At 69.7% G+C, this 7163-nt stretch carries 7 protein-coding genes and 1 pseudogene; 5 read left to right on the forward strand and 3 right to left on the reverse strand.

Going from position 1 to position 7163, the window contains the following annotated elements; translation table 11 throughout:
• Nucleotides 1–4: 4 nt before the first annotated feature.
• Together RM1_RS14680 and RM1_RS14685 are read right to left on the reverse strand one after the other, a co-directional pair.
• Nucleotides 5–652 carry a vitamin K epoxide reductase family protein gene (locus RM1_RS14680; protein WP_072752258.1) on the reverse strand — a complete coding sequence of 216 codons (648 nt, stop codon included), beginning with the start codon at nucleotides 650–652 and terminating at the stop codon, nucleotides 5–7.
• On the reverse strand, nucleotides 627–1277 hold the full coding sequence (locus RM1_RS14685; protein WP_072752260.1) for a DsbA family protein: 651 nt from the start codon (nucleotides 1275–1277) through the stop codon (nucleotides 627–629). Before RM1_RS14685 ends, RM1_RS14680 begins: the two co-directional genes overlap by 26 nt.
• A 131-nt stretch (nucleotides 1278–1408) precedes the next feature.
• Here RM1_RS14685 and RM1_RS14690 point away from each other — a divergent pair, with 131 nt between their 5' ends.
• Nucleotides 1409–1804 (forward strand): ArsR/SmtB family transcription factor, encoded by a 396-nt coding sequence (locus RM1_RS14690; protein WP_072752262.1) that lies wholly within the window; start codon nucleotides 1409–1411, stop codon nucleotides 1802–1804.
• On the forward strand, nucleotides 1797–3857 hold the full coding sequence (locus RM1_RS14695; protein WP_072752264.1) for a heavy metal translocating P-type ATPase: 2061 nt from the start codon (nucleotides 1797–1799) through the stop codon (nucleotides 3855–3857). The genes RM1_RS14690 and RM1_RS14695 overlap by 8 nt, the downstream gene beginning before the upstream one ends.
• 31 nt (nucleotides 3858–3888) lie before the next feature.
• On the opposite strand, the gene RM1_RS14700 is transcribed toward RM1_RS14695, so the two are convergent.
• Nucleotides 3889–5067 (reverse strand): MFS transporter, encoded by a 1179-nt coding sequence (locus tag RM1_RS14700; RefSeq protein ID WP_072752266.1) that lies wholly within the window; start codon nucleotides 5065–5067, stop codon nucleotides 3889–3891.
• A 417-nt stretch (nucleotides 5068–5484) separates the two neighbouring features.
• Between RM1_RS14700 and RM1_RS14705 the strand changes: the two genes are divergently transcribed.
• The 3 genes and pseudogenes from RM1_RS14705 to RM1_RS14715 form a co-directional block, all read left to right on the forward strand.
• Nucleotides 5485–5982 carry a hypothetical protein gene (locus RM1_RS14705; RefSeq protein ID WP_143069479.1) on the forward strand — a complete coding sequence of 166 codons (498 nt, stop codon included), beginning with the start codon at nucleotides 5485–5487 and terminating at the stop codon, nucleotides 5980–5982.
• 149 nt (nucleotides 5983–6131) lie between these two features.
• Nucleotides 6132–6866, forward strand: coding sequence for a hypothetical protein (locus tag RM1_RS14710; RefSeq protein WP_245816347.1), 735 nt, complete (start codon nucleotides 6132–6134; stop codon nucleotides 6864–6866).
• 34 nt (nucleotides 6867–6900) lie between these two features.
• Nucleotides 6901–7163: pseudogene (locus RM1_RS14715) on the forward strand (TIGR03118 family protein); the annotation flags it as partial.

The raw sequence follows: 7163 nt of genomic DNA on the forward strand, positions 1-7163 counted from the left end.
TCGGCTACAGCAGACCGGACCAATACGAGTAGAAGCGGTGGACCACCAGCGCAGCGACGGCGAGGAACCAGAAGGTCACCGGGATCAGGTGGTTCCCGGCCGCGGTCACGACTTCCGCGCGGATGGGCCGGGTGAATGTGCCGTGGTGCAGGTTCCGGAGGGTGACGTACCAGAAGACCGGGATGACCGCGGCCCACACGACCATGCAGTACGGGCACAGCGCGCCGATGACGTAGAGGCTCTGCGCGATCAGCCAGTGCACGAACACCACCGCCGCGGTCACACCGAGTTGCAGGGCCAGCCAGTACCAGCGGGCGAAGCGGGCACCGGCAAGGAGTCCGGCGCCGGTGGCCGCGACGACCGCGAACCCGGCGATGCCGAGCAGTGAGTTGGGGAACCCGAACACCGCCGCCTGCGTCGTGGACATCACCGAGCCACAGTTGAGGACCGGATTGAGGCTGCACGATGGGATGTAGTCCGAATCCGCTGCGAGGGAGAACTTCTCCACGGTGAGCACGAATGAGGCCGTCAGGCCGACGAGCCCGCCGATCAGCAGCAGCCAGGGCAGCGATCGATCGAACGGCGCACTGCCACGGGGCTCCGCCACCGTCGGCGCCGCAGCGGTGTCAGCGGAGGGCGGCATCGAGCGCATCGGTCAGGTCCTGGTAGGTGGCGGGTGAGAACCGCTGGCCGTCGAGGAAGAACGTCGGGGTGCCCTGCACTCCGAGGGCTTTGCCGTCGGCGACGTCCGCCGCGACTCGCGCCGCGGTCGCCGGGTCGGCGTATGCGGCGTCGAACGCCGCCATGTCGAGTCCGAGATCGGCGGCGTAGCCACGGAAGACGTCGTCCTTGGGCACCCGCTGCTCGCCCCACTCGCTCTGCGTCTCGTACATCTTCTGGTACATCTGCTCGAACTTGCCCTGCTGCGCAGCGGCTTCCACTGCTCGGGCCGCCCGTTCGGCGTTGAAGTGCCCGGGCATCGGGAAGTAGCGCACCACGAAGCTCACCCGGTCCCCGTACCCGGCCCGCAGTTCCTCGATCGCGGGATACACCGACCGGCAGGCCTCGCACTCGAAGTCGAGGAACTCCACGAACGTCGGGCTGCCCTCCGGTGCCGACGAGATCCGGTGACTGTCCGGCCGCACCACCGCACCGGCACCACCTCCGGGGGCGGACGCATCGGAATCGCCACCCGATCGACCGACCAGCAGAATCGCCGCCACGGCGACGACGAACACGGCCACCAGAGCCAGCGAGATCTTCACTCCCCGACTCACGCGACGACCGCCGGCCAAGCAGGATCTTCGGGCGAACAGCGCAAATGAGACATGGCGACACGCTAACGGATGTTGATATCGCCACGTCGGCGCGGGTTCCGGTTCATATCAATACCCATTAGGATATTGATATGACTGATGGCACGGTGGACACCTGCGACCTGCTCTGCCTGGATCTCCCGCACGCGGAGCGGATACGGGCCGGGCTCCCGACCCCGGCGATCATCGAGCCGGCCGCTGCCGCTGCCCGCGCGCTCGGTGACCCCACGCGCCTGACGATCGCCACCGCGCTGCGCTCCGGCGACGAGTTGTGCGTGTGCGACATGGCCTGGGTCGTCGGGCAGGCACAGAACCTCGTGTCGCATCACCTGCGGCAGCTCAAGATCGCCGGCCTGGTGACCTCCCGCCGACAGGGCCGGCTGGTGATGTACGCACTGACCACCCGCGGGCGCGCCCTTGTCGACGCCGTCGTCGGCGATTCTTCCGCCGACACCCGAGCCGACACCGTGGAGACCGAGCATGTCTGATGCCTGCTGCGGGCCGACGCCCGCCGACACCGCCGAACCCGACCACGGTCCCGGACGGCTGTGGCACGTCCGCGAGCTACAGTGCGCGGCAACGGCCGCGGTCCTACTCGCCGCCGGGTGGGCACTCGGACGAGCCGGAATCGGCCCTGCCGCAACGGCGCTCGAACTCGCCGCGGTCGTGGTCTCCGCGTCCACATTCGCGCCCGGCGCCCTGAGGAATCTTCGGCACCGCCGGGTCGGGGTCGGGACCTTGATGACAATCGCCGCTGTCGGTGCGGTCGCCCTCGGTCAGTATCCCGAGGCAGCGATGCTCGGCATCCTCTTCTCCGTCGCCGAGGGTCTCGAGCACGACGCCGTCACCCGCACCCGCCGCGGACTGCGGGCACTGCTGTCGCTGGTCCCTCCCACCGCGACCGTCCTGCGCGCCGGCAGGGAAACGACCGTGGCGCCGGACGACCTCGCCCTCGGCGATCGGATGCTGCTGCGCCCGGGCGAACGCGCGGCAACCGACGGCGTGATCCGTGTCGGTCGCACCAGCCTCGACCTGTCCGCGATCACCGGCGAGTCGGTCCCGGTGGAGGCCGGGCCCGGCGACGAGCTGTACGCCGGGGCTATCAACGGTGGCGGTGCGATCGAGGTCGAGGTCACCGCCGTCGCGGCCGACAGCTCCCTCGCCCGGATCGTGCACATCGTCGAGGAGGCCCAGGACCGCAAGGGTGCCGGGCAGCGCCTCGCCGACACCATCGCCAAGCCACTGGTCCCGACGATCATGATCCTCGCGGCACTCGTCGCCGGCATCGGATCCGTGTTCGGGGACCCGATGCTGTGGATCGAACGCGCCCTCGTCGTGCTCGTCGCGGCCGCCCCCTGCGCGCTGGCGATCGCCGTCCCACTCACCGTGGTCGCCGCGATCGGGGCATCGAGCCGGCACGGCGCCCTGATCAAGGGCGGCGCCGCGCTGGAGGAACTCGGCCGCATCCGCGTCGTCGCCCTCGACAAGACCGGCACCCTGACCCGCAACACCCCGCAGGTCGTCGCCATCGTCACCGCCCCCGGCACCCCCGAAGCCGAGATTCTCGCCGCCGCGGCGGCGCTCGAGGCGCGCAGCGAGCACCCCCTCGCTGCCGCGATCCTCGCCGCCGCCGACCTGCCCGTGACCCCCGCCGACGACGTCACCGCGGTGCCCGGCCACGGACTGACCGGAACCCTCGGCGGCAGCACGCTGCGTCTGGGCAAGCCCGGATGGATCGACGCAGGCGCACTTGCCGCGGACGTCACGGGGCTACAGGGAGCGGGCGCCACGGTGGTGATCGTCGAGCGCGACGGATCGGCGCTGGGGGCGATCGCCGTCCGCGACGAGCTGCGCCCCGAAGCCGCCGAGGCCGTCGCCCGGCTGCGCGGACTCGGCGTCGACGTCGCCATGCTCACCGGTGACAATGAGCGCACCGCCCACACCATGGCCACCGGCGCAGGCATCACCACCGTTCACGCCGAATTGCTTCCCGAGGACAAGGCGAACCTGCTGCCGAGCCTCGCGAATGGCCGCCGGGTCGCGATGGTCGGCGACGGCATCAACGACGCGCCGGCCCTCGCCACCGCCGACGTCGGTATCGCAATGGGGGCGATGGGCACCGACGTCGCGATCGAAACCGCCGACGTCGCCCTGATGGGCGAGGACCTGCGTCACCTGCCCCAGGTCCTCGCCCACGCCCGCCGCGCCCGCCGAATCATGGTGCAGAACATCGGGTTCTCGCTCGCGATCATCACGGTGCTGATACCCCTGGCCGCCACCGGTGTGCTCGGTCTCGCCACGGTGGTGTTCATCCACGAGTTCGCCGAGGTCCTCGTCATCGCCAACGCCATCCGCGCCGCCCGCGCCACCACCCTGCCCGGACTCACCAGCGCACCCGTCACCACAGGGCCGGTCCACGTGAGCGTCGCCCCCGCGGAGCACACCCCGGGCGATGCCTGCTGCCCGCCCGCGCAGCCGGCGCCATCGAGGCCCGCTACCAGTCGATCCGAAGCCCAAGAGGATTCCGCCTCCCCACGGTGACTGTGATCGAACTCGAGGGCCAGAGCCGAGGTCAGCCCACGCCCGCGCGCCGGGATCGGCGGGCCATCGCCGTGGGGGCGACCGCGATGAGTACGGCCAGGGCGGCATAGCCGACCGTGAGCGTGGCGGCTGCAGCGACACCGGCAACCAGCAGGGGTCCGCCCGCGTCGCCGAGTTCGCGGCCGAGTTCGGCGGCACCCATCGTTTGGCCCATCCGCTCATCGGGGGTGGCGGCAGCCAAGGTGGCGAAAGCCAGCGGTGTGATCAGGCCGGTACCGATCCCGATCCCGATCGCGGCAAGCAGTACGCCGGTCAGACCTGGCAGCATGGCGCAACCCAGTCCGGCTGCCGCGATCACCAGTCCGGTTGCGATCCCGGTCCTGGCCGGCAGACGCCCGTCATCCAACGCCCGTCCCGCGCGTGGCTGCACCAACGCGGCGCTCGCCGCGAGAAGCGAGACCACGGCACCGGTGACCACCGGTCCGAGGCCGGCCGCAGCCCCGGACACGGGAAGGAATCCGACACCAACCGACAGGGCGGCGGTTGCGGCCGCGAGTGCGGCGGTCGGGCGCAGGAACGACCCCTCCGATAGGCGCCGCGCCAGGTCGACGAGGGTTTGCCTGGCGCGCGGGAGCGGCGGAACCGCCGGGACCGCGCATACCGCCCACACTGCCACCCCGACCGAGAGGACCGTCATCACCGCGAACAGCAGCGACAGCCCGCCGACCCATACGATGGCACCGCCGAGCAGCGGCCCCAGGGTGTAGCCGATGCTCTTGTAGAACCCGTAACTACCGAATGCCCTGCCCTGCTTCGCCTTCGAGTGCATTCGGGCGACCAGGGCGCTCGCGGCGGGCGAGAGTGCCGATGCGCCCGCGCCTTGGCCGAGGCGGGCCAGCCACAGCCAACTCGGGTCGTCGACCACGACGAAAACCGCGGAGGCTGCGGCGAAGACGATCAACCCGCCGATCAATACCGGACGTGCCCCGACCCGGTCCGCGACAGACCCGAACACCGGCTTCAACACCACCTCGGCACCGTCGTACAACGCCAGCAACAACCCCAGATACAGCAGTGAACCGCGCAGGTCCCCGGTCGCCGACCCCAGGTTCGCCGCGATGCCGTGTGCGCCGAACGCGGTGGTGAAACCCGCCGCGTAGAGCGGCCACATCCGCCACCGAGGCGGGACCGGCGGCGCGGGAACGGTCATCACAGCGCGCCAACCCGGCGCAACTCCCGCCACACCGCCACCGGATGCCGTGACGGCCCCGCATTCAGCTTCACCAGCACCATGATCCACCGAGTTGAATCCGATTGCGTGCGCCTCAGCCCTTCCCGACACTCGACGTCGAGGGCTGAGTGATCAGGCGATCTCGGACGATCGAGAAGGTGTCGGCCAGGCGGATCTCAAGAGCCCTACCTGGACAAATGCCCATATGTGACTGGAGCCACATCGGTTGACTTCGGGTCGACGAACATCTTAACTAAGGCGGTCCTCACATAGGACACCCTTAGCTAACTCGCGTGCGGGCGCCGGCTTCGACCGAAAGGTCGCCGAACCGGCCGTTCGTGCGCGAGGTCGAATCCACTGTGCATGGGCACGGTGACCCACGAAATGGAGCACTCCATGGCAACTTTCACCAAGCGTCGCCTCGCCGGTGCCGGCACCATCGCCGGCCTGTCGGCGCTCGCGCTGGTCGTCAGCCCGGCGATCGGCTCGGCAGCAATCACTGGCGGCGCGACCGTGCAGGCGAACGCGGGCAAGGGCACCATCACGACCTCGATCAGCGGGCTCAACACCACCAAGGCATTCGTCAAGTGCGAGGGCACCGTCTACCGCGGCGACGCCGTGGTTCTCGACAAGACGACGAAGGTCGGCGAGAGCTTCCTCGTCCAAGGTCCGACGATGGTGGTCGGCCAGGTCCTGACCAACGCCTCGGGCACCGGCACGTCGGCCGCCTTCCCGGATGGCGAGTACCAGGTCCGCACGAAGTGCAAGGAAGAGGGCGACGTCGACTACCAGGACCCGATCGCCCCGGTACGGGTCACCGTCACGGGCGGCACCGCCGCAGGCGGCAGCGCCGACTTCAGCCTTGACGGCCTCCTCGGCGGGTTCGGCAGCTAGCAGCGAATCGGCGGTGGTTGGCGTCCGGGGCAGCGCGCGCCAACCACCGGCTCCCCGTCCGGAGCCGCGGAGCTCTCAGCACACTTCGCGGCGGAAAGCGCCGCGTGGCAACGATTTCTCGCCCGCCCCACCCGTCAGGATCGATTCCCGTGTACGACACCCCCGACCTCGTCGGTACCGCAGGACACGACCAGTCCGAGCCCGACATCCTTCCTCCCCCACCGGCCGCCCTGCCCGTCGTCGTTCGGCCGAGGCCTCGCCCCGAGGCCGTGACGTGGGGGCCCCCGCATCACCAAGCACTGTTCTCGAACGCGTCTGAGCGGCCATCGAGCTGGCTCGCCGCGGTGCCCGAACGGCCACACGCACTGCACGATTCGTGGTGGATGATCGCGGCTGCCGCGCTCGCGGCGTCCTCGGTGATCGCGGGTGTCTTGTGGATCTCCACACACGTTGACGTCGACCCGACGCTCCACACCGTTGCGCTGTTCGTGCACCTGGCGTCGCTCGTGCTCGGGTTCGGCGCGGTACTGGTCGCCGACTACCTCGTGCTGGTCTGGCTGTCCGGCCGCTGCACCCTCGCCGAGGCGATCGCCGGCGCCAGTCGGCTCCACCTGCCCATTTGGGCGGGCCTCGCGGGCCTCATTGCCAGCGGATCACTTCTCGAGCCCAACCTCGCGTCTGGCCTGACACGGACCAAGGTGAGCCTCGTCCTGGTTCTGACGATCAACGGACTTCAGGCCCTCATCCTGAGTAGACGTATCGCCCAACACGTTTCGATTCCTCTCACCCGTCGACTGATGGTGTGGGGCGCATCAACCGCACTGGTCTCCCAGATCTGCTGGTGGGGCGCGGTATGGATCGGATTCTGGAACGCCGAGCACTAGGCAACGCGCCCTGGTCAACGAGAGGAGCCCCCGCATGAAGATGCAGACAATCAGGACGAGATCCGGCTGGGCCGTGGCACTGGGTACCACGCTGGTCGTGAGCGTCGCGTGCACGTCGTCGACCTCGTCGACGAGCGAAGACACCGTCGAGGCGCTGCCGGGCAACAACTACACCCAGACCAACCTCGCCGCCACCGGCGAGAGCTACTCTGCGCCGTTCACCCTGCCCGACATGGTCAACGCGTGGGGCGTGGCCATCCGCCCCAAGGGCGCTGGCGGCCACTTCTGGGTCGGCGC

This window comes from Rhodococcus maanshanensis NBRC 100610, assembly GCF_001894865.1.
Classification (GTDB): domain Bacteria; phylum Actinomycetota; class Actinomycetes; order Mycobacteriales; family Mycobacteriaceae; genus Rhodococcus_G; species Rhodococcus_G maanshanensis.

Bases quoted from the DNA above. Each gene is read 5' to 3' on its own strand.
- RM1_RS14680 (WP_072752258.1), bottom strand. From the start codon at position 652: ATGCGCTCGATGCCGCCCTCCGCTGACACCGCTGCGGCGCCGACGGTG.
- RM1_RS14690 (WP_072752262.1), top strand. From the start codon at position 1,409: ATGACTGATGGCACGGTGGACACCTGCGACCTGCTCTGCCTGGATCTC.
- RM1_RS14695 (WP_072752264.1), top strand. From the start codon at position 1,797: ATGTCTGATGCCTGCTGCGGGCCGACGCCCGCCGACACCGCCGAACCC.
- RM1_RS14700 (WP_072752266.1), bottom strand. From the start codon at position 5,067: ATGACCGTTCCCGCGCCGCCGGTCCCGCCTCGGTGGCGGATGTGGCCG.
- RM1_RS14705 (WP_143069479.1), top strand. From the start codon at position 5,485: ATGGCAACTTTCACCAAGCGTCGCCTCGCCGGTGCCGGCACCATCGCC.